Below are 20,685 nucleotides of genomic sequence, written 5' to 3'. Positions count from 1 at the left end.
GGCGGTAGGAGCAGCGTGGCCGCCCGGTGAACGGGCGGCGGTAGGAGCGGCGTGGCTGCCCGGTGAGCGGGGGCGGCCGAACCACACTTCGGAAAGGCGAGGAATGACACCCACCCCCGGTGCCGCGTACGACCTGATCGCGGCCAACGTGCAGTTGGTCGTGCGCGGCAAGCCCGAGGTCGTGCGGCTCGCCGTGGCGGCGTTGTTCGCGGAGGGCCACCTGCTGCTGGAGGACGTGCCCGGCGTCGGCAAGACCACCCTCGCGCGGTGCCTCGCGGGCAGCATCGGCGGCTCGTGGCAGCGCATCCAGTTCACCCCGGACCTGCTGCCCGGCGACATCACCGGCGTCATGGTCTACCACCAGGGCGACGAGGGCTTCCGCTTCCACCCCGGCGGCATCTTCGCCAACGTGGTCCTCGCCGACGAGATCAACCGGGGCACGCCCAAGACGCAGGCCGCGCTGCTGGAGGTCATGGAGGAGCGGCGGGTCACCGTCGACTCGGTCCGCCACGACGTGCCGCGGCCCTTCCTCGTGGTGGCCACCCAGAACCCGATCGAGATGGAGGGCACCTACCGGCTGCCGGAGGCCCAGCTCGACCGGTTCCTGATGCGGCTGTCCGTCGGCTACCCCGACCACGACGCCGAGGTGATGGTGGTGCTCGGCGACCGGGCCGGCGTGAGCCCCGACGACCTGCGGCCGGTGCTCGACCTCGCCGGGCTGCGACAGGTGATCACCGAGGTGCGGCGGTGCCGCGTGGCGCGGGAGATCGTGTCCTACGCGGTGCGCCTGGCCACCGCGAGCCGCAACCACCCGGCGGTCCGGTTCGGCGTCAGCCCGCGTGGCAGCGTCGCCCTGATCCGGGCGGCGCAGGCGTTGGCGGCCACGTACGGCCGGGACTACGTGGTGCCCGACGACGTGAAGGACGTGGCGCACCCGGTGATGTGCCACCGGTTGGTGCTCACCCCGGACGCGGAGCTGAGCCGGCGGCTGCCCGAGCAGGTCGTGGACGAGCTGCTGGCCGACACCGCCGCGCCCACGGCCGCGATCGGGGGCTGAGGCCGTGCGGCTCACCCGCCGCGGTGTCGTCGTCCTGGTGGCGGCGGTCGGGTTCTTCGCGCTCGGCACGCTCGCCGGGCACGCGTTCTTCCGCGCCCTCGCCGGGGTGGCGGTCGGCGGGTTGCTGGCGGCCGTGGCCACGACGATGGTGCGGCCGAAGGTCGAGGTGGCGCGGACCGTCCACCCCGAGCGGGTGGAGCGCGGCACGCCCGCGCTGGCCACGCTCGTCGTGCGCAACCCGACCCCGCGCCGGCTGGGCGGGTTCACCGGCGGCGACCGGGTGGGGTCGTCGGCGCACGAGGTCCGCGTCCGGCCGCTGGCCCCCGGCGCGGAGGCCACCTACCACCACGAGGTGCCGACGGTGTCACGCGGGCTGCTGCGGGTGGGGCCGTTCCAGGTGCACCGGTTCGACCCGTTCGACCTGGTCCGCGGCCACCCGGCGGTGGGTGGCGCGGCGAGCCTGTGGGTGCACCCGCGGGTCCACGCGGCCCGGCCGCCGCGGGTCGCGCACCCGCGCCACCACCACGACGGGCCGGTGACCGACCCGCCGCTGCGCGGGTCGGCGGACCTGCGGGTGGTGCGCGAGTACGTGCCGGGGGACGAGGTGCGGCTGCTGCACTGGAAGGCGTCGGCGCGGGCCGGGCGGCTGATGGTGCGCGAGCACGTGGACCCGGCGCGGACGCGGTGCACGGTCGTGCTGGACACGCGGCCGACGTCGATGACAGCGGCGTTGTTCGAGGAGGCCGTGGAGGTGGCGGCGTCGCTGGTGTCGGCGGCGGCGTCGGCGGGGCAGCCGTGCGGCTTGGTGACGTGCGGCGCGGAGTTCGCGGTGGAGAGCGGGTTGCGGGCGGCGCGGGCGTTGCTGGACCGGTTGTGCGTGGTGGTGCAGGACGCGCCGGCCGGCGCCGCGCTGGTGCGGGCGGCGGCGGTGCGGCCGGGGGGAGCGGTGGTCGTGGTGACCGGGGGCGACGCGGACCTGGGGCCGGTGGCGCGGTGGCGGCCGGACGCGGTGATCCGGCTGGGCGCGCCGCGCGGCGCGACGGCCGGCGTGATCGGGGCGGGGTCGGCGGTGGAGGCGGTGGCGTCGTGGAACGCCCTGGTGGGCTCGTGAGCGCGGATCGCCGTGGCGGGGCCGTGACCGGGCCGGGACGGGTCGCGGTCGCCGGTCTGCTCGGTGCGGCGGGTGTGGCGGGGTTGCTGTTCTCGCCGGTGTTCGGCCTGTTCTCGTTGCTGCTGCCCGTTTTCGTGGTGCTGGCGGCGGCCTTCGCGGCGGTCGAGGTGTGCTCCCGGTGGCCGGCGCTCGTGCCGGTGCGACCGGTTCTGGTGTTGGTGCTGGGGTTGCTCGGCCTGGTGGAGTCGGTGTTGTTCCCGACGACCTTGGCGGGGTTGCCGACCGGCGCCTCGTTGAGCGTGTTGTGGCGTGGTGGGACCCAGGGCTGGCTGCTGACCCTTCAGTCCACCTGGCCCGCGCGGCCGGAGCCGGAGTTGCTGCTGTTCGTGCCGTTGGCCGTGCTGCTCGCGGTGGTGCTGGGGACGGAAGTCCTGCTGCGGTCCCGGGTTCCCGGCGCGGCGTTGCTGCCGGTGCTCGCGGTGGCCGGGTTGGCGCAGCTCTACCGGCCGGTGAGCGGTGTCGCGGCGGTCGTCGCCGGGGTGGCGTTCGCGCTGCCGGCGGGGCTGGTCCTGGTGCGGCACACCACCGTGAGCGGGGCGCGGGTCCGGCGGGCGGCGGTGCTGGTGGCGGCGGTCGCGGTCGGCGCGGTGGCGTTGGGCGGGTTCGACCCGTTGGGGCGCACGCCCGTGCGGCTGGAGGGTGACGCGGTCGCGTTGCGCCAGCACCGGGTCGGCAACCCGCTCAACGAGGTCGCGCGGCGGCTCGCGGAACCCGAGCGCGAGGTGTTCCGGTACCGGGCGGACGCGCGGGTGGACCGGTGGAGCCTGGTCGTGCTGGACGGGTTCGACGGCGCGAACTGGACCGCCGACCCCGACCTGCGCCGCCTGGGCGCGCGCCGCGAGGGCGCCGGCGCCCGCACCGCCGAGGTGACCGTCGAGGACCTCACCGGGCCGTGGCTGCCGTCCCAGCCCTCCCCGCTGGCCGTGGACGGCTTGGCCCCGCTGGTGGACGAGTCCGCCGGCACGCTCCTGCTCGACCGGACCGCCGGCCCCCGCCGCTACACCCTGACCTGGTCCGAACCGGGCGTGGCCGGCGACGCGCTGGGCGCGGCCACCGTGGACCCGCACGCGGACGGCGGCCTGGGCGGGGTCGGCGCGGTGCCGCCGGAGGTCGGGCGGCTCGCGCGGGAGTCGGTGCGCGGCCTGCGGCCCACGGTCCAGTCGGCGTTGCAGCTCGAACGGTTCCTCGCCAGGAACCACCGGGTCGCGGACGGCCGGGACCTGCCGACCGGCAGCGGGTGGCCGCAGCTGCGCCGCTTCCTCACCGAGACCAAGCGCGGCACCAGCGAGCAGTTCGCCGCCGCGTACGTCGCGCTGGCCCGGCTCAACGGCATCCCGGCCCGGCTGGTCGTCGGCTACCGGGGCGGGGCGCGCGACGACGACGGCTCCTTTGTGGTGCGCAACAAGGACGTGTTGGCCTGGCCGGAGATCGCCGTGACCGGGGTCGGCTGGGTGCCGCTGGACCCGACCGCGACGGCCGTCGCCGGCGGGGTGGTGCAGGTGGAGTCGACGGGGTTGGCGAAGGCCGCCGCGCAGGCGCGCGAGCAGTTGCCGCCCGAGGACGAGTTGCGCCCGCCGGAGCAGCCGCGCGAGGACGTCGAGGTGCCCGCGACGGCGTTCGACGTCGGGGTGGTCACGCTCGTGGCCGGGGCGGTCGTGGTCGGGTTCGCCGTGTGCTGGCTGGTCGGGGTGCCGCTGGCGAAGGCCGCGCGCAGGCGGCGGCGTCGGCGGCGGACCGGGGCGGACGGCGTGGTCGCGGCGTGGGCCGAGGTGTGCGACCGACTGCGGGCGCACGGCGTGCCGTTCCGGATCGGCATGACGCCCCGCGACCTGGCGTCGGCGGCGGGCGAGGCGACGGCCGGTCCGGTCACGCGGCTGGGGCGCGTGCTGGACATGGCGCTCTGGTCGGGGGTCCCGGTCAGCGACGGGTCGGTGCGCAAGGCGTGGCAGGAGGAGCGGCTGGTGCGCGAGGTGCTGGCCGCCCGGCCGCGCGGGGCCCGGCTGCGGGCGGCGCTGGACCCGCGTCCGCTGTTCGGTCAGAGCGTGCAGCGCGCGCCGCGCACGGCGACCGGTTCGCTGGTGTAGACGGCTTTGCTGTCGGTGCCGCGGACCTGGAAGCAGTAGCGGCGGCCCGGGTCCACGGGGACGCGCAGGCCGTGCTTGCGGTGCGCGACGAGCACCATGGTCTGGATGCCCTCGCCCGCGACGACGACGGCGAAGTCCAGCTCGCCGTTGGCGCTCCAGGTGAGTTCGACGTGGTCGCCCTGGTCGGCGGGCGGGTCGAGGACCAGCGTCACCCGGGGCGCCTCGGCGGGCCGGGCGGTCCTGGGTGGTTCGCTCGCCGCGACGGGCGGCTTGGCGGGTTCGTCGTCGGGGAGGAGCAGGGGGACGGCGACCAGCGAGGCGACCACCAGGCCGACGCCGACCAGGGCGGGGGTGCGCCAGGCTCGGGCGCGGGTGGTGGGCGCGGTGCCGTCGGTGGTGTGGACGAGGGTGCGGCCGGGTGGGCGCGGAACATCCACAGTGGACGGTAACGGTGGGGTGGCGAAGTCGTCGAAACCGAAGTCTGGCCGGGGTTCGGCCGGTGCTGCGGGTTCGGCGGGTGCCGGGGGTTCGGCCGGTGCTGCGGGTTCGGCGGGTGCCGGGGGCTCGGCGGGTGCCGGAGGTTCGGTGGGTGCCGGGGGTTCGGTGGGTGCGGTGAAACCGGCCGCGCGGGCGGCGGTGAGCGCGCCGGGCGGAGTTCGGGGGACTTCCGGCGCGGACGGTGGTGGCGCGATCGTGGGGAGCGCCGCCGGCGAGTGCGGCGTCGTCAGCAAGTGCTCGAAGAGGTGGGCGAGCCGGCCGGCGTCGGTGGGGCGGGCGGCCGGGTCCTTCGCCAGCAGGCGGCTGATCGCGTCGGACAGCTCGTGCGGCAGGCCCTCGCCGTGCACGGGCGGCACCTGTTCGCGCAGGACGCGCAGGATGCGTTCGCCCGGCGGCTCCCCGGTCCGGCGCGGGAACGGCGGCGCGCCCGTCAGCATCGCGTAGAGCACGGCACCCAGGCCGTACAGGTCCGACGCGGGTGTCCGCGCGTCGTCCCGCAGCGTCTCCGGCGCGGTGAACTCCAGGGCGTGCGTGGGATCGCGCGGGAAGCGCTCGCGCAGCGACAGACCGAAGTCCGACACCACGAACTCGCCGGACCCGTGCCACAGCACGTTGTGCGGCGTCACGCCGCCGTGCACGACACCCACCGAGTGCGCCGCCGCGAGCGCGCGCGCCACGGCCAACCCCACCCCCAGGGCGTCCCGCACACCCGGCGACCCGACCCCGGACGACAACAGGGCCGCCAACGACCCGTGGCACAGGCGCATCCGCACGCCCGACCGCCCGTCCGGCAGTTCCAGCACCCCGTCCACCGGCAGCACCTGCGGAACACCCACCGCGGACAGGGCCTTGCGCTCGCGGTCGAGCCAGTCGGCGGTGTCGCGGTCGAACTTCTCCGCGTACACCTTCACCGCGACCTCGGCCCCGGTGTCGGCGAGCCGCGCCGCGTACACGGTCGCCACCGGACCGGACGCGAGCAGCCTCGGCGCGATCACCGTCTCCACGAGCCCACACCCCTCGTCCACGACACGCGCCGAGCGTAGGAACCCGCCCGCGCGCCCGACGCGCGGTGGCCGCTTCATGCCTCGCCCGCCCGCGCCGCGCCCGGCGGCGCGAAGCTGCTGCCCATGCAGACTACCGGCCTGGTCAGGGTCACGGTCGCCGCTCCGCGCCGGCGCGTCGACCTGGCGCTGCCCGAACACGCGGCGGTCGCCGAGGTGCTGCCCGGACTGCTCGCCCGCGCGGGTGAGGGGCTCGCCGACGACGGGGTCGCCGGCGGCGGCTGGGTGCTGCGGCGCGCGGACGGGACGGCGTTCGACCCGGACCGGACGCTCGCGGCGCACCGGGTCCGCGACGGCGAGGTCCTGCACCTCGCGCCGCGCCGCCTGGAGTGGCCCGAGCTGGAGTACGACGACCTGGTGGACGCCATCGCCACCGGTTCCGGCCACGACCGCGCGTGGGGTCCCCGGCACACCCGCCACGCGGGCCTGGCGGTCGGGGCCGCGGCGGTCCTGCTCGCCCTGGTCGCGGTGGTCCGCGCCGGCCCGTCGTGGGCGACGCCCGCGCTGTGGTCGCTGGGCGCGGCGGTCCTGCTCGTCGCCGCCGGGGTGGTGCTGGCCCGCGCGGTCCGGGACGCCGCCGCGGGCGCCGTGGTCGCGGCCCTCGCGCTGCCGTTCGCGTTCACCGGCGGTGGCCTCCTGCTGGCGGGCGACCGGCCGCTGACCGGCCTCGCCGCCGGGCACCTGCTGCTCGCCGGCGCGGCGCTGCTGCTGTTCGCCCTGGCCGCCCACCTGGGCGTGCCGGCGGCCCCGGCGCTGTTCGCGGGCGCGGTCACGGTGGGCGCGCTGTGCGTGGTGGCCGGGTGGCTGGGCACCGGGGGCTGGTCGCCGCACGAGTCCGCGGCGGTCGTGGCCGGCGGTGTCCTGGCGCTGTCACCCGGGTTCGCGCCGCTGGCGCTGCGCCTGGGCCGGGTGCCGATGCCCGTGCTGCCGCGCACGACCGCCGACCTGGTCCGCGACGACCCCCAGCCGCCGCTGCCCCTGGTGCACCTGGCGGTGGTGCGGGCGGACGCGCTGCTCACCGGGATGCTGGCCGGGTCCGCGCTGGTGGCCGCGGGCTGCCAGGTGGTGCTGGTGCGCGGGGACAACCCCTCCGCGCTGGTGCTCGTGGGCGTGGTGGCCGTGGGGCTGTTGTTGCGCGCGCGGCTCCACCCCGCGGTGCGCCAACGGGTTCCGCTGCTGGCGGCCGGGGTGACCGGTGCCGGGTGCCTGGCGGTCGGCCCGCTGATGAGCGGCACGGCGCTCGCCGGCGCGGTGCTGGTGCTGGTCGCGGCCCTGGTGGTGGCGGCGGGGATGGTGTTCGGCACCCGCGTGCCCAACCCGTACCTCGGGCGGTTCGCCGAGTACGCCGAGATCCTGGTGGTGGTCGCGGTGGTGCCGCTGGTGTGCTCGGTGCTGGGTCTGTTCGGGTACGTGCGCGGGCTGGGGGGCTGAGCGGTGGCGTCCAAGCGGGACCAGTTGCAGGCCTACCAGTTCCTGGTGCAGCGGGCCACGTCCGCGCTCGTCACCGGGGAGACCGACCCGGAGCAGCCGCCGTTCCGCCGCCCGGTCGGGGCGACGTTCGCGGGCGTCGCGCTGGCGATCGTGGCGCTGGCGTGCGTCGGCGTGTACGGGATGGTCGTGCCCGGCGGCAACGGCGCGTGGCGCAAGGACGACGCCGTGATCGTGGAGAAGGAGACCGGCACCCGGTACGTCTACCTGGACGGCCGGCTGCACCCGGTCGCCAACTACGCCTCCGCGCTGCTGCTGGTCGGCAGCCACGGCCCCACGGAACGGGTGTCGCGGGACTCGCTGGTCGGCGTGCCGCGCGGCCCCCGGCTCGGCATCGCCGACGCGCCGGACGCGCTGCCCGGCGCGGACCGCCTGCTGACCGGGTCGTGGTCGCTGTGCTCGGTGCCGGCCGGTGACGCGGCGGGGTCCCGGGTGGAGGAGTCCGTGCTGCTGGTGGGCGCCGCGCCGGACGGCGGCGACGAGCCGGGGGACCGGGCGCTGCTGGCGGAGCTCGCGCCGACCGGCGAGCGGTTCCTGGTGTGGCGCGGGAAGCGGCACCGCATCGACGACTACCCGGCCGTGGGCACGGGGTTGGCGTTGACCGCGCAGCCGTGGGCGCGGGTGGGCCGGTCGTGGCTGGACGTGCTGCCCGAGGGCGCGGCCATCGGCCCCATCGCGGTGCCCGGCGCGGGTGAGCCGTCGAGCGCCGTGCCCGGCCGCGCGGACCTGCGGGTCGGCACGCTGCTGGTCGTCCGGACGTCCGGCGGCGGGACGCAGCACTACCTCGCGGGCCGCGACACGTTGCAGCCGATCACCGAACTGCAGTACGACATCCAACGCGCGTACGCGCCCGTGCTGGCCGCTTATCCCGGTGAGGAGCCGAAAGCGGTGCCGCTGGCGCCGGCCCTGGCGGCGTCGGCGCGCAAGCTCGAACCCGCCACCGCCGACGCACCCACCTCACGTCCGGACTTCATGCCGTTGCGGCACGGGGAAGCCTCGGTGTGCGCGACCTTCGCCCCGGACGACCCCACACCGCGCCTGCGCGTCGAACCCGTGCTGCCCCCGGCCGACCCGATGACCGCGACCGCCCGCCGCGACCCGAAGGGCACCCCGTTGGCCGACCGGGTGCACGTGCCGCCGGGCTGGGCCGCGGTGGTGGAGGCGATGCCCGCGCCGGGCGCGCCCGCGGGCACCCTGACCGTCGTGACCGACCTCGGCCGCCGCTACCCGCTGGCGACGCCCGACGTGCTGGGGGTGCTGGGGTACGCGTCGGCCAAGCCGGTCCGGCTGCCCGCGACCCTGGTCGCCCGCCTGCCCGAGGGTCCGGGCCTGGACCCCGGCGCGGCGGCGCGGCAACCGTGAGTCACTCGGGCGACATGGCGTCCATGATCAGGCCGACCACGTCGCCGTACAGGCCGTTGCGGACCACGCCCGGCTCGATGACCTCCTGCAACGCCAGCCCGAGGAACAGGCCGTTCATGCCCATCGCCATGTCGGTGGCCGTCATCTCCGACTTCAGGGTCCCGCTGTCCACCTCGTGCTGGATCAACGCGCCCATCATGTTCCGGATCGTCCGCCCGCCCTCGGAGAACCGAGCCCGCACCTCGGGGTCGCGGGCGGCGGCGAACAGGAACTCCATGTGCAGCAGGAACCAGTCCGGGTTCGCCTTCAGGTCCGCCATCGACCAGTCGGTGACGACCCGCATCCGCTCGCGCAGCGGGCCCTCGGCGGCCAGGAAGACCTGCGCGAGCGCCTCGGCCCGCTTCGTCGTGGTCTGCTCGTAGAGCGCGAAGAACAGGTCCTGCTTGTTCCGGAACTGCGAGTAGACCGCCCCGTGCGTGTACCCGGCCTCCTCGGCGATGTCCCCCACCGACGCGCCGGAGTAGCCCTTGCGCGCGAACACCCGGGCCGCCGCCTCCAGCAGCTCCACGCGGGTCCGCGCGGCGCGCTCGGCGCGGGACTGTCGGTTCTGGGTCACCGCATTACGTTCCTCATCCGGATTGCGACTGCAATGTGAACAACGGCTCCACGATAGCCCATGTGGTGGTGGTCGAGACCGCGGTGTGAAAGTCCCGCCCCGACTGGCCCCTGTGCCCGCTCCCGAATTGGCGTAGACCAATTGGTGACCACGCACAGACGTTGGAGCGCAACGAGATGAGACCACTCACCCTCGTGGTGGCCGCCTGCCTGCTGGGCGCGTCGACCACCGCGGCCGGGGCCCACCCCGGACCCTCCACTCCGGACAGCACCATCCAGCTCGTCACGGGCGACGAGGTCGTGGTGCACAAGGTCGCCGGCCGGGACGTGCACGTGCCCAGGGCCGGCAAGGGCCGCGAGCACATCCGGTTCACCCGGTACGAGCTGGCCGGCCGCCACTTCGTCGTCCCGTCCGACGCGGCGGCGGCCGTCGCCGCGGGCACCGTGGACGAAGCCCTGTTCGACGTGGACGCCCTCGCGCGAAACGGCCGTGAGCTGGCGCTGATCGTCCAGGGGAGGACGTCCGACCGCACCCTGCGCAGCCTGTCCGGCGCGGCGCTGCGCGTCGACCGGGAAGGCGCGGCCCGCGTGTGGGCGCGGCGGTCACCGGGGCAGAAGGTGTGGCTGGACCGCCGGGTCGAGGTCGCGCTGGACCGCAGCATCCCCCGGATCGGCGCGCCCGAGGCGTGGGCCGGCGGCCACACCGGCCAGGGCGTCAAGGTGGCCGTGCTGGACACCGGTGTCGACGGCGACCACCCCGACCTCGCGGGAGCCGTGGCCGAAGCCCGGGACTTCACCGGCAGCGGCACCGAGGACCGCCACGGCCACGGCACGCACGTCGCCTCGACCATCCGGGGCGCCGGCGACACCCGCTACCGGGGCGGCGCGCCCGGTTCGACCCTGCTGTCCGGCAAGGTGCTCGACGACGGGGGCAGCGGCTACCTGTCGTGGGTCGTCGCGGGCATGGAGTGGGCGACCGCGCGGGGCGCCCGGGTGGTCAACCTGAGCCTCGGCACCAACGCGCCCAGCGCGGGCGACGACGTGATGTCGCTGGCCGTGGACCGGCTCACCCGGGAGACCGGCGCGTTGTTCGTCGTGGCCGCCGGCAACAACCCGGCCGTCCTCGGGTCGCCCGCCGCGGCGGCCGAGGCGCTCACCGTCGGCGCGGTGGACCACCAGGACGTCGTCGCCGGGTTCTCGGCCCGCGGTCCGAGGGCGTTGGACGGCCTGCTCAAACCGGAGATCACCGCGCCGGGCGTCGAGATCACCGCCGCCCGCGCCAAGGGCACCGACATGGGCGCCCCGGTGGACGAGCACCACACGACGGCGTCCGGCACGTCCATGGCGACACCCCACGTGGCCGCCACCGCCGCCCTGCTCGCCGAACACCGCCCGGACTGGCGCGCCCCCGACCTGAAGGCCGCGCTCATGACCACCTCGCACGTGCTGCCCGGTGCGACGGTGTACGCGCAGGGTGCGGGCCGGGTGGACGCGGCGCGAGCGGTGCGCCAACCCGTGCACGTGAGCCCCGGCGCGCTGAACTTCGGCCCGATCCACGAGGCGAGCACCACCCGGGACCTCACCTTCCACAACACCGGGCCGAACCCGGTCACCCTCAAGACCGCTGTCGATCCGCCGGGCATCTTCACGGTCGATCCCGAGATCGCCGTCCCGCCCCGGTCAACCGTCACCACTCGCGTGCGCGCGGACATCAACGCGTCCGTGAAGCCCGGCCCCTACAGCGGCCGGCTCACCGCGTCCTCTGTGGACGGTTGGCAGTTGAACCTGCCGATCGCGCTCACCAAGGAGGCCGTCCCGCACCGCAACGTGACGATCAACGCCCTGGACAGCAACGGGAACCCGTTCACCGCCTACCCGCTGTGCGTCAACCTCGACACCGGCGAACGCTGCCCGTTCGCCTACCGCGAGGACGGCACGTTGCGCACACGCGTCCCGGTGGGCCGTTACGTGGTGGCCACCAACGTCTTCGAGCAGGATCGCGTATCGGCCGTCGTGCACCCCGGCCTGGAGATCCGCGAGGACACCACCGTCACCCTCGACGCCCGCACCGCCAAGCAGTCCTCGGTCACGCTCGAAAGGCCTGTCGAGGACCAGGGCGCGATGCTCACCGTGGCCTGCGACGCCCCGACCGGCAAGGTGCTGTTCGGCGCGACCACCGCGCGCACCCCGGAGTTGCACATCACCCCGGCCGCCGGCACGCCCCAGTGCCGCAGCACCTTCGGCACGGTCCACCAGTCCGAAGTGGACAGCTACCACCTGGTCTTCCACCGGCCCGACGGCATTCCCGAGCCGACCTGGAAGCCGAAGGACGCGGACCTGGCCGCCGTCCGGGCCCGCCACGCGGTCCAGGGCGGGCGACCGCAGAAGGTGGTGAAGAGCACCGCCCCGATCGTGGACGGCTGGTTCGCCGTCCCCTACAACACCATCACCCTCCCGCAACCGGGCACGCGCACCGAGTTCCGCTCACCCGGCCCGTGGACCTGGTACACCTACGCCAACACGTTCAGCGGCGACACGTTCCTGTCCCAGCAACTGGCCTACACCACCCACGAGAAGCCCGGCCGCACCACGGAACGCTGGAACGCCGCCGTCTTCGGCCCGAGCCTGGCCCCGGTGGACAGCGCGGCCCACCGCTACCAGGACACGATGTTCTTCCAGATCCCGCTCCACGGCGACCAGAACCCCGACCACGCGGGCTTCATGCCGGGCATGACCGGCACGGTCGGCCTCTACCGCGACCACGACCTGCTCGCACCCGGCTCCCTCCCGTACGGCAACGTCAGCGCGTGGGCGCAGGCCCCGCCCGAGCCGGGCCGGTACCGCCTGGTCGTGGACGCCACCCAGGAGACCACCCCGCTGTCCAGCCGGATCACGGCGGAGTGGGTGTTCCACTCGGCCCGCACCGCCGACCAGGTCCCGCTGCCGCTGCGGGTGATCCGCTTCGCCCCGCCGGTGGACGACGAGAACAGCGCCCCGCGCGGCCGTGAGTTCCGCGTGCCGGTCACCGTGCAGGGGACCGGAGCGCCCGTCATGGGCATCTCGGCGTTCGCCTCCTACGACGAGGGCGGGACGTGGCGGCCGGTCCACCTGCTCCCCGCGCCGGGGGGCTGGGAAGCCGTCCTGCACCACCCGGCGGACGCGGGCACGGTGTCCCTGCGGGCGACCGCCACGGACGCCGACGGCGGCGGCGTCAGCCAGACCGTCCTGCGTACGTATTACTTGAAGTAACAGGAAATCCCGGTGGACGGCCGGCCGGGACCGGTCGTCCACCGGATCGGTCCAGAGGGGGAGGTCACCCCGTGTCCGTGAAACTTCCAAGGGGTTCGCGGGGCGCGCTCGGCGTTATGGTGTCCGGATGGTCGCCACGACGTCGACGATGTCGCCGCTGCCACCCGAGCTGAACGAGATCGTGCGCGGTCAGCTTGGCCGGCTGCCCCAGCTCGCGGACGAGCTGGCCCGCCTGCTGAGCGAGAAAGAGGAGTTCTACCGGAGGCTGGAGCAGAGCTCGCCGCAGGAGCTGCGCAAGGTCTGCGAGGTGAACCTCGGGCGGGCCTTCCGCGCCTTCCTGGAGGCGCGCGAGGTGGACGTGGAGACCGCCCGCAAGACCGGGCGGGCCCAGGCGCGGCTGGGCATCCCCATCTCGGCGGCGCTGCGGGCGTTCCGGATCGCGGGGACGTTCGCCTACGAGGGGATGCTGGAGCACGCCGTCGGGCCGCGCCAGCTCACGCCCGAGCAGCTGCTGTCGGCCAGCGCGACCGTCTGGCACATCATCGACTCGTTCTCCGACGTCATCGCCGAGGCCTACACGGAGGTGGCGACCGACTCCGCCCGGTACGACAACAAGGCCCGCCTCGCGCTCATCGACGGCCTGCTGGACGGCCGGTTCACCCGGCCGGAGGAATTCGAGGACGCGGCGCGCGTGCTGCGGCTCCCGGCCGAGGGCCCGTTCGTCGTCGTGTACGCCGAGCCGCGGGCCGAGGACGACCGGGGCCTGTCCGGGCTCGTGGACCCGCGGTCGCGGGCGGTGTGGCGGCGCACGGCCGAGGGCGAGGTCGGCGTGGTGCCGGTGGAGCGGTCGGCGGACCTGCGGGCGCTGCGCCAGGCGTTGGACGCCGCGTCGTTCCCGGTGGGCGTGAGCCCGGCCGTGGCCGGTCTGCGGCTGCTGCCCGCGGCGCTGCGCCGGGCCCGCATCGCGCGGGCGTGTCTCGCGCCGGGGGAGACCGGGGCCGTGGGCTTCGGCGACCGGCCGGTCACCACGATGGTCGCCGGCGCGCCCAAGCTGGCCCGCGAGCTGGCCAAGGAGGTGCTCAAGGACCTCCTCGCGCTGCCCGAGGCCGAGCGTGAACCGCTGCTGCGCACGATGCAGGTGTGGTTCGCGGAGCACGGGTCGGCGCGGGACGCGGCGGAGCGCCTCTTCGTGCACCCGAACACCGTCCGGTACCGCATCCGGCGGGTGCAGGAGCTCACCGGCCGTGACCTCACGGATCCGCGCGGTATCTCGGAGCTGTACCTCGCGGTGGAGAGCGTCCGGCTGGAGAGCTGACCGCGGACCTCTGTCACCGCGCACAAAGCCGGGAGCGCCGGTTATCCCCGGGGACAATGTTGGTTGTCCCGCTGGACCGTTCGTACGCACCGGCAAGCGGCTGATCGGCCTGTGACGTGCCTCGCAGGGGGTGCCTCGACTCTGCTGTGACCCCGATCACATTCTACGAAGTGACTCACGGGTTTTACCGTTGAGTAACTTTCGGACGGTGTGACCTGCGTCTCAGTGTTGAGGAGCTAGCCGATGCGCCATGTGGGCCTCGAACTGTCCGTGGTGGTGCCCGTCTACAACGAGGAGCGGCGGCTCGGCGCGAGCCTGCTCGGCCTGGCCATGGCGCTGAGCGGGACGGCGGCGGAGATCGTCGTGGTCGACAACGCGAGCACGGACGGGACGGTGGACGTCGTCCGGGAGAGCTCCCGGGTGGCGGTTCCCGTGCGGCTCGTGCACTGCCCGGACCGCGGCAAGGGCGCGGCGGTCCGGGCCGGCGTGCTGGCCGCGCGGGGCCGGTACGTGGGGTTCTGCGACGCCGACCTGGCGGCGGGCGTGGACGCCGTGCCGGGCGTGCTGCGCCGGCTGCGGCGGGGCGTGGACGTGGTGGTGGGCTCGCGGGCCCACCCGCGCTCCGACGTCCGGGCCCGGCACAGCGTCCTGCGGCACGTCGGCGCGTGGGCGTTCCGGCGCGCGGTGTCCCCGATCGTGCCGGGCATCGGCGACACCCAGTGCGGCTTCAAGTTCTTCACCGCCGACGTGGCGCGGGCCGTGTTCGAACCGCTGCGCACCGCCGGCTTCAGCTTCGACGTGGAGGTCCTGGCCCGCGCCCAGCGCCTGGGCGCGGTGATCGAGGAGGTCCCGGTCCGCTGGATCGACGTGCCGGGCTCCACGTTCGCCCCGCTGCGCCACGGCCTGCGCAGCTTCACCGACCTGCGCCGCGTCCGCGCCGTCCTGGCCGGCGAACCGCGCCCGGCGTGGCACCCGACCCCGATCGCCGAGGCCGCGTAGATGGGCGCGGGGCTGCGCGGCGCGAACGTCGTCGTGGTGAACTGGCGCGACCTCGGCCACCGGCACGCCGGCGGGGCCGAGGTCTACGCGATGCGCATCGCCGAGGCGTTCGCCGCGGCCGGCGCGGAGGTCACCTTCCTGACCGCCCGGGACAAGGGGCAGTCCGCGACCGACCGGCAGGAAGGCATCGGGGTCGTCCGGCGCGGCGGCCGGTGGACCGTGTACCCGTTGGCCCTGCTGTGGCTGCTGGTCCACCGCTTCCGCATCGACCTCGTCGTGGACTGCCAGAACGGCATCCCGTTCTTCAGCCCGTTGGCGGTGGGGCGGCGGGCCAGGGTCGTCCAGGTGCTGCACCACGTCCACGACGCCCAGTTCAAGGTCCACTTCCCGCCGTGGCTGGCGGCCGTCGGCCAGTGGCTGGAGGGCCCGGCGGCCCGACGCGTGTACCGCCGCGCGGTGACGGTCGCCGTGTCCACGTCCACTGTGGACGCGATGCGCGCCCGGCTGGCGTGGCGGGGCCCGGTCCACGTCGTCCCGAACGGCTCACCCCCTGTCCCGCGCGACCTCCCGGGCCGCGCGGCCGAGCCGACGGTCGTCTGCCTGGGCCGGCTGGTCCCCCAGAAGCGCGTGGACCGCCTGATCGACGCGGTGGACGCGCTGCGCTCCCGCGTCCCCGGACTGCGGCTGCACGTCGTGGGCGGTGGCCCGGAGGAACCGGCCCTGCGCGCGCGGGCGGCCGGCTCCGACGGCGCCGTGTCGGTCCACGGGCACGTGTCGGAGGCCGAGAAGTCCGCGCTGCTGGCCGAGTCCTGGGTCAACGTCACCCTGTCCGACGGCGAGGGGTGGGGGTTGGCCGTGGTCGAGGCGGCCGGCCACGGCGTGCCGACCCTGTGCCACGACGTGGACGGCCTGCGCGACTCCGTCCGGCACGGCGAGACGGGCTGGCTGGTCCCGGTCGGCGAGGACGTGACCGAGGCGCTGCACCGGGTCCTCAAGGAGCTGGTGGACCCCGACTACGCGGCGGAGACGGCGGGCCGTTGCCGCGCTTGGGCGTCCCGCTTCACCTGGCCCGACTCGGGCGCGCGCTTCACCGCCCTGGCCGCCGACCTGCTGACCGGGGCGGACCCCGGCGACTGGCTCCCCGGCATGCCCGAGGCGACCGTCGCCCGCTTCGCCCCCGGAGCCCGACCGGTCCTGCGCTGGCCCGGCGCCCGCGTGGGCGACGGCTGGGCGTTGGTCGAGCAGTGCCGGCCCGCGGACCTGTTGGTGGCGCTGCGCGCCGCGGGAGCACGGGACGTCACCGTGCGCGCGGCGAGCGCGGCGGAACGACTGCACGGCGTAGTGCTGGACCACGCCGAACGACCGCACGGCGTCGTGGTGGACCACGCGGCCGGCACAGAACCCCGGCCGTCGTGACGGCCGTGAACGTTGGAGGAGGACAGTTGCGTCGCTACGTCACCTTCGCCCTGCTGGGCCTGGGGGTGTTCGCCGTGGCCGCCGGCTTGATGCTGAGCCAGTACGCCTACCCGAAGCTCGCCAAGGTCCCGCACGACATCGACACCATGTCGGTGGCCAAGGGCGACCGCATCACCGCGCTGGTCTACGTGCCCCAGGGGGACCGGGCCGTGCCCGAGATCCGTCGAGACCTGAGCCTGACGTCGACCAGGAAGGTCACCGGGGACCGGAAGGCGGAGGAGGTCACCCGGGACGGCGACGTGACCGTGTGGGTCGAGGCGTCCAAGCTGGTGTCCGACAAGGACGGTCTCACGGTGACCGCCGGCGTGCGGTCCGTGTGCCTGGACCGGCACAGCGGCGAGATGGTGACGCCGTGCGAGAACCAGTACTACGAGAAGGAGACGGGCAAGCGCGTCAAGGCCGACCGGGGCGAGGCGCAGCAACCGGGGTTGAGCTTCAAGTTCCCGTTCAACACGGAGAAGAAGACGTACCCGTGGTACGACGGCACCGTGCGGCAGGCGCGCGACGCCCGCTTCGTCGGCGAGGAGACCGTCAAGGACCTGCCGGTCTACAAGTTCGTGCAGGAGATCCCGAGCACCAAGGTGGACGAGCGCGAGGTGCCGGGATCGCTGGTGGGCAAGCCCGGCGTCCCCACGGTCAAGGCGGCCCTGCACTACGAGGTCGTGCGCACGTTCTGGGTGGAACCCGTGACCGGCAAGGTCATCAACGGTTCCGAGCAGGTGAAGCAGGAACTGCGCGACACCAGCGGCCCGGCGACCACCGTCTTCGAGGGTACTTTGAAGATGACCGAGGAGACGGTCAGCGCCAACGTCAAGGAGACCGAGGAGAACTTGGGCAAGTTGTTCTTGATCACCGGGTTGCCGCCGATCTTGTACGTCGTCGGTGGTGTCCTCACTGTCGTCGCTCTCGTTCTCTTGTTGACTGATCGCCGTGGGCGGCACTTGCGTTCTGGTGGTTCTCCCACTCGCGTTCAGCTTCCCGTCAACGCTTGATCTTCCTTTGCCGCAGGCGCTTTCAAGCTCGCTTCGCTTTCTTGGGCGCGCTTCGCGCTCTTCAAGCGTGGTCGCGCTGACGCGCTCTCAAGCGTGGCGCGCTGCGCGCTCTCAAGATCAAAAGCGCCTCGCCGGCGGGCAGGCCCCCGGGGGTGGAAGGGCGTCGGTTCGTTCCCCGTACGGCCTGCCGGAGGCAACCACCCTTCGCTCCTTTCCGCAACCGGTAAAGCTGGTTGCGGAAAGGAGCGAAGCGCGGTTGGGCTGCGCCCAGGCCGTACGGGGAACGAACCGAGGCCCTTCCTGTGGCTGATAGCCACAACGGTGGCGCCTTCGGCGCCAAGAGCCGGGCCGGTCCGCTCATCATCGGTGGTGCGCCCGGCCTCCGCGCGCAGCGCGGGCTCTTCTTTGGGCTATTTAGCCAAAGGAAGGGCCTCGGTCTTTCCCCCGTACGGCCTGGGCGCAGCCCAACCACCCTTCTCCCTTCTTGGCAACCAGCTTTTCCGGTTGCCAAGAAGGGAGAAGGGTGGTTGCCTCCGGCAGGTCGTGCGGGGGAAAGACCGACGCTCTTCCTCCCCAGGGGCCTGCCTGCCGGCGAGGCGCTTTTGATCTTGAGAGCGCGCAGCGCGTTCGAGCTTGAGAGCGCGTCAGCGCGTCGAAGCCAGCGCAGCGTCGAAGCCAGCGCAGCGTCCAAGTCAGCGCAGCGTGAAGCTAGAGGAGCGTGAAGTAGCGGAGCGAATCAGAGTCTGGTTAGAACGAGAACGGCGTTCCAACTGGCGACCTCGCGCAAACCGGGAACGCTCGCGACCCAAGAAACCCAAGAAGGGTGGTACCTGGGGAAAGCGCGAACCAAACGGGCGTTGTCCTGGGCGCGTGCCCAAGCCAGCGCGGCACCGAAAGAGAAGGCGAACAGGCTGGTGCCGAAGCGGTTCTTGGGCTCTGCACCGGTTTTCGCCGCGTACCGCCGCGCGGCGTAGTGGCCGCCCAGGTAGTGCCACGGGGAAGTCTCGTGGCCGCCCCACGGGGACAGCCACGGGGTGAACGACAGGAACACCGTCCCGCCCGGCTTGGTCACCCGGACCATCTCCGCCAACATCCTGTGCGGCTCGGACACGTGTTCCAGCACGTTGGACGAGTAGCACACGTCCACGGCGCCCGTCCGCACCGGCAGGTTCGTCCCGCTGGCCCGGATCATGTCCTGGCCGGGAGCGCCGCGCGCGGACAGTTCGCCGACGTCCGGGTCCAGGCCGACGTACCGGGCGCCCTTGGCGCGGAAGGCATCCGCGAAGTAGCCCGGTCCGCCGCCCACGTCCAGCAACACCCGGCCGGCCAACGGTGTGAAGGACTCGACCTGGTCGGCCGAGTCCTGCGCCAGCGTGCGGTAGAACGTGTCCCGGTCGGTCTGTTCGTTGCGGAACGCGCGGAACAGCTTGACGGAACGGCCCAGCGTCGCCGCGTGCACGGTCAGCGCTTGACGGTGCCGTAGTCGACCACGCCACCCGCGCCGTTGGCGGCGGGCGCGTTGTCCAGCTCGACCGTGCGGTCCGGGCTGTTGGCGCTCACCAGCGCCACGGTGCCGCCGGTCGCCAGGGCGGCGCCCGCCAGGACCACGACGACTGCTGCGACGATCTTGCCCACGGGTCACTCCTCGCGTCGGTGGAACAACAATCTACCGGTCGGTAACCGTTGCCACAACACAAAACCAGCCAAAATCAGCACCGCGACGACATCGCCCGCCACGATCCAGCCCAAGCCTTCCGGCGCAGGGGTGGCCACGTCCCCGGGAACCCGGTACAGCGTCAGCCAAGGCCCGGCGAAAACCTCGTCCAACCCGCTCAAGTCCGGCACATCGCCGGGCGTCCCGTGCTCCACCAGGACCCACCCGACACCCACCGCCCCCAACGACCCGTCCCGCAGGGCCGCCCGAACACCGGGCATCCTTGTGTCCTCGCCCGGCACGGGAACCCCGCTCACGTGCACGGTGTCATCGACGACGACCGTGCGCGGCAACACCCTCGGCGCGGGGTCGAGCTGGGTCCGGTCCCCGTTCCACTCGAACCGCCGGAACGCGCCCAACGGCAGGGCGAGCACGTCCCCGCTCCGCGGATCGTCGGCCAACACCGCCCGCACCCGCGCCCAGTCCGCCGGGTACTGAACGGTGTCGAGCCGCCCCCACCCGCCCCAAGCCAAGTCCGGCATCGCCACCACCGGCAACGCGACCGCCACCGCGACCACCGCCTTGTGCGCCCGCGCCAGCGCCTCGACCCCCAGGGCGAACCCGACCGCCAACGGAAGCGCCCACCACGCGACCCACTTCTGCGCATCCCGCGACAACGCCGCGCCGGGAACCGAAGCCACCGCCCACTCCAGCGCCACCCGCCCGAACGGCAGGTGCGCGAGCAGCGCGAAGACCACCCCCAGCCCGCCTAGGGCGACCAACCCGACGCCCCAACTCCGCACCAGGCGCGGAAAAGCGACCAACGCGACAGCCACGACAGCGACCGTCAACACCGGCACCAGCGGCAGCCCGCGACTGGCCGGCACCACGTCGGCGTTCCAATACCCGCCCAACCCCAGCACGGAAACGACAACCCCGGCCCAGTTCTCACCCTTGGCGGCGAACAACTCCACCGCCTGGGGCGCGGACAGCACAGCGCCGGACCGGAGCACGGAAGGAACCAGCCAAGGCAGGTTCACGCCCACGGCGGCGGCGACCACCCACCCAGCCCGGCGCCGCCCACAAGCAGCCAACGCGGTCCCCGCCGCGAGCAACCCGCCCGTGGGCGTGAGCACGGCCGGAGCCATCCACAACACCAGCCGGGCCAAGGACTTCGGCTCACCAGCCCGCACCGCCAACCCGGCCGCCGCGATCCACGGCAGACACGCGTAAGCCAGCAAATACGGCCAGTGCCCCATGAACAACCGCTCGGCAACGTACGGAGTCCACCCGTAAGCGGTAGCCGCGACCAACCGCGTCCCAAGGGACTCCGTGGGCACCAAACGCCCAGAACCCCACGGCCCGAGGAACAAAGCCGCCGCCAACAACACCTTCTGCACCACATCGCCGGGCAACAGACCGGTGACGAGAGCAACCACGGCATCAGCGGGCACAGAACGCGCAGGCGTGCTCCCCGCGCCCACGCTCTCCGGCAACAACGACTGCGAAGGCGCGAACACCATGTCGTAGGACAGCACAAACCCGCGACCCAGCAAGGGAAACAGCACGACCAGCGCCAGCAGGCCGCACCAAGCGGGAAGAACCACCTTTCGTGTCAAGGGTTCTCACCACACCCGCGCCCGGCTACAGTGCGAACCACACCG

At 73.9% G+C, this 20,685-nt stretch carries 15 protein-coding genes; 10 read left to right on the top strand and 5 right to left on the bottom strand.

Annotated features, from left to right (window positions below; all coding sequences use genetic code 11):
• Positions 1-103 precede the first annotated feature (103 nt).
• The 3 genes from AB0A74_RS18135 to AB0A74_RS18125 are packed head-to-tail and all read left to right on the top strand — an operon-like array spanning position 104 to position 4,312.
• Positions 104-1,057 carry a MoxR family ATPase gene (locus tag AB0A74_RS18135; protein WP_358250748.1) on the top strand — a complete coding sequence of 318 codons (954 nt, stop codon included), beginning with the start codon at positions 104-106 and terminating at the stop codon, positions 1,055-1,057.
• Between the two features lie 4 nt (positions 1,058-1,061).
• Complete coding sequence (locus AB0A74_RS18130; protein WP_358250746.1) at positions 1,062-2,168, top strand: DUF58 domain-containing protein; 1,107 nt, start codon at positions 1,062-1,064, stop codon at positions 2,166-2,168.
• Complete coding sequence (locus tag AB0A74_RS18125; RefSeq protein WP_358250744.1) at positions 2,165-4,312, top strand: transglutaminaseTgpA domain-containing protein; 2,148 nt, start codon at positions 2,165-2,167, stop codon at positions 4,310-4,312. The genes AB0A74_RS18130 and AB0A74_RS18125 overlap by 4 nt, the downstream gene beginning before the upstream one ends.
• Here the strand turns inward: AB0A74_RS18125 and AB0A74_RS18120 are convergent.
• A complete protein-coding gene (locus tag AB0A74_RS18120) occupies positions 4,264-5,814 on the bottom strand; it encodes a protein kinase (protein ID WP_358250742.1) in 1,551 nt (516 codons plus the stop codon). The genes AB0A74_RS18125 and AB0A74_RS18120 overlap by 49 nt on opposite strands.
• Before the next feature lie 123 nt (positions 5,815-5,937).
• On the opposite strand from AB0A74_RS18120, the gene eccD reads away from it, so the two are divergent.
• Together eccD and eccB are read left to right on the top strand one after the other, a co-directional pair.
• Positions 5,938-7,302, top strand: coding sequence for a type VII secretion integral membrane protein EccD (gene eccD / locus AB0A74_RS18115; RefSeq protein WP_358250740.1), 1,365 nt, complete (start codon positions 5,938-5,940; stop codon positions 7,300-7,302).
• A gap of 3 nt (positions 7,303-7,305) precedes the next feature.
• Positions 7,306-8,721, top strand: a complete 1,416-nt coding sequence (gene eccB / locus AB0A74_RS18110; RefSeq protein WP_358250738.1) for a type VII secretion protein EccB — start codon at positions 7,306-7,308, stop codon at positions 8,719-8,721.
• Between the two features lies 1 nt (position 8,722).
• Here eccB and AB0A74_RS18105 read toward each other — a convergent pair whose 3' ends face one another.
• A complete protein-coding gene (locus tag AB0A74_RS18105; protein ID WP_358250736.1) occupies positions 8,723-9,337 on the bottom strand; it encodes a TetR/AcrR family transcriptional regulator in 615 nt (204 codons plus the stop codon).
• Positions 9,338-9,513: 176 nt separating this feature from the next.
• Here AB0A74_RS18105 and AB0A74_RS18100 point away from each other — a divergent pair, with 176 nt between their 5' ends.
• The 5 genes from AB0A74_RS18100 (at position 9,514) to AB0A74_RS18080 (ending at position 17,367) form a co-directional block, all read left to right on the top strand.
• Positions 9,514-12,585, top strand: coding sequence for a S8 family serine peptidase (locus AB0A74_RS18100; protein WP_358250734.1), 3,072 nt, complete (start codon positions 9,514-9,516; stop codon positions 12,583-12,585).
• A 127-nt stretch (positions 12,586-12,712) separates the two neighbouring features.
• Entirely contained in the window at positions 12,713-13,900 is a 1,188-nt protein-coding gene (locus AB0A74_RS18095) for a helix-turn-helix domain-containing protein (RefSeq protein WP_358250732.1), read from the top strand.
• A gap of 243 nt (positions 13,901-14,143) precedes the next feature.
• On the top strand, positions 14,144-14,899 hold the full coding sequence (locus AB0A74_RS18090; RefSeq protein WP_358250730.1) for a dolichyl-phosphate beta-glucosyltransferase: 756 nt from the start codon (positions 14,144-14,146) through the stop codon (positions 14,897-14,899).
• Positions 14,900-16,315, top strand: coding sequence for a glycosyltransferase family 4 protein (locus AB0A74_RS18085; RefSeq protein WP_358250728.1), 1,416 nt, complete (start codon positions 14,900-14,902; stop codon positions 16,313-16,315).
• Positions 16,316-16,341: 26 nt separating this feature from the next.
• Entirely contained in the window at positions 16,342-17,367 is a 1,026-nt protein-coding gene (locus AB0A74_RS18080; RefSeq protein ID WP_358250726.1) for a DUF3068 domain-containing protein, read from the top strand.
• 736 nt (positions 17,368-18,103) lie between these two features.
• Here the strand turns inward: AB0A74_RS18080 and AB0A74_RS18075 are convergent.
• Genes AB0A74_RS18075 through AB0A74_RS18065 form a run of 3 tightly spaced genes read right to left on the bottom strand, consistent with a single transcriptional unit; the run spans position 18,104 to position 20,640 of the window.
• On the bottom strand, positions 18,104-18,832 hold the full coding sequence (locus tag AB0A74_RS18075) for a class I SAM-dependent methyltransferase (RefSeq protein ID WP_358250768.1): 729 nt from the start codon (positions 18,830-18,832) through the stop codon (positions 18,104-18,106).
• The gene (locus tag AB0A74_RS18070; RefSeq protein WP_343933072.1) at positions 18,829-19,002 is read right to left on the bottom strand and encodes a hypothetical protein; all 174 of its coding nucleotides are present in this window, start codon (positions 19,000-19,002) and stop codon (positions 18,829-18,831) included. The genes AB0A74_RS18075 and AB0A74_RS18070 overlap by 4 nt, the downstream gene beginning before the upstream one ends.
• 3 nt (positions 19,003-19,005) lie before the next feature.
• Entirely contained in the window at positions 19,006-20,640 is a 1,635-nt protein-coding gene (locus AB0A74_RS18065) for a hypothetical protein (protein WP_358250724.1), read from the bottom strand.
• Between the last annotated feature and the right edge of the window lie 45 nt (positions 20,641-20,685).

The organism is Saccharothrix sp. NPDC042600, assembly GCF_040647305.1.
GTDB classification, from domain to species: Bacteria; Actinomycetota; Actinomycetes; order Mycobacteriales; family Pseudonocardiaceae; genus Actinosynnema; species Actinosynnema mutabilis.
Note: the sequence above shows the minus strand (reverse complement) of the source record. Positions and strands in the feature narration are given on the sequence as shown.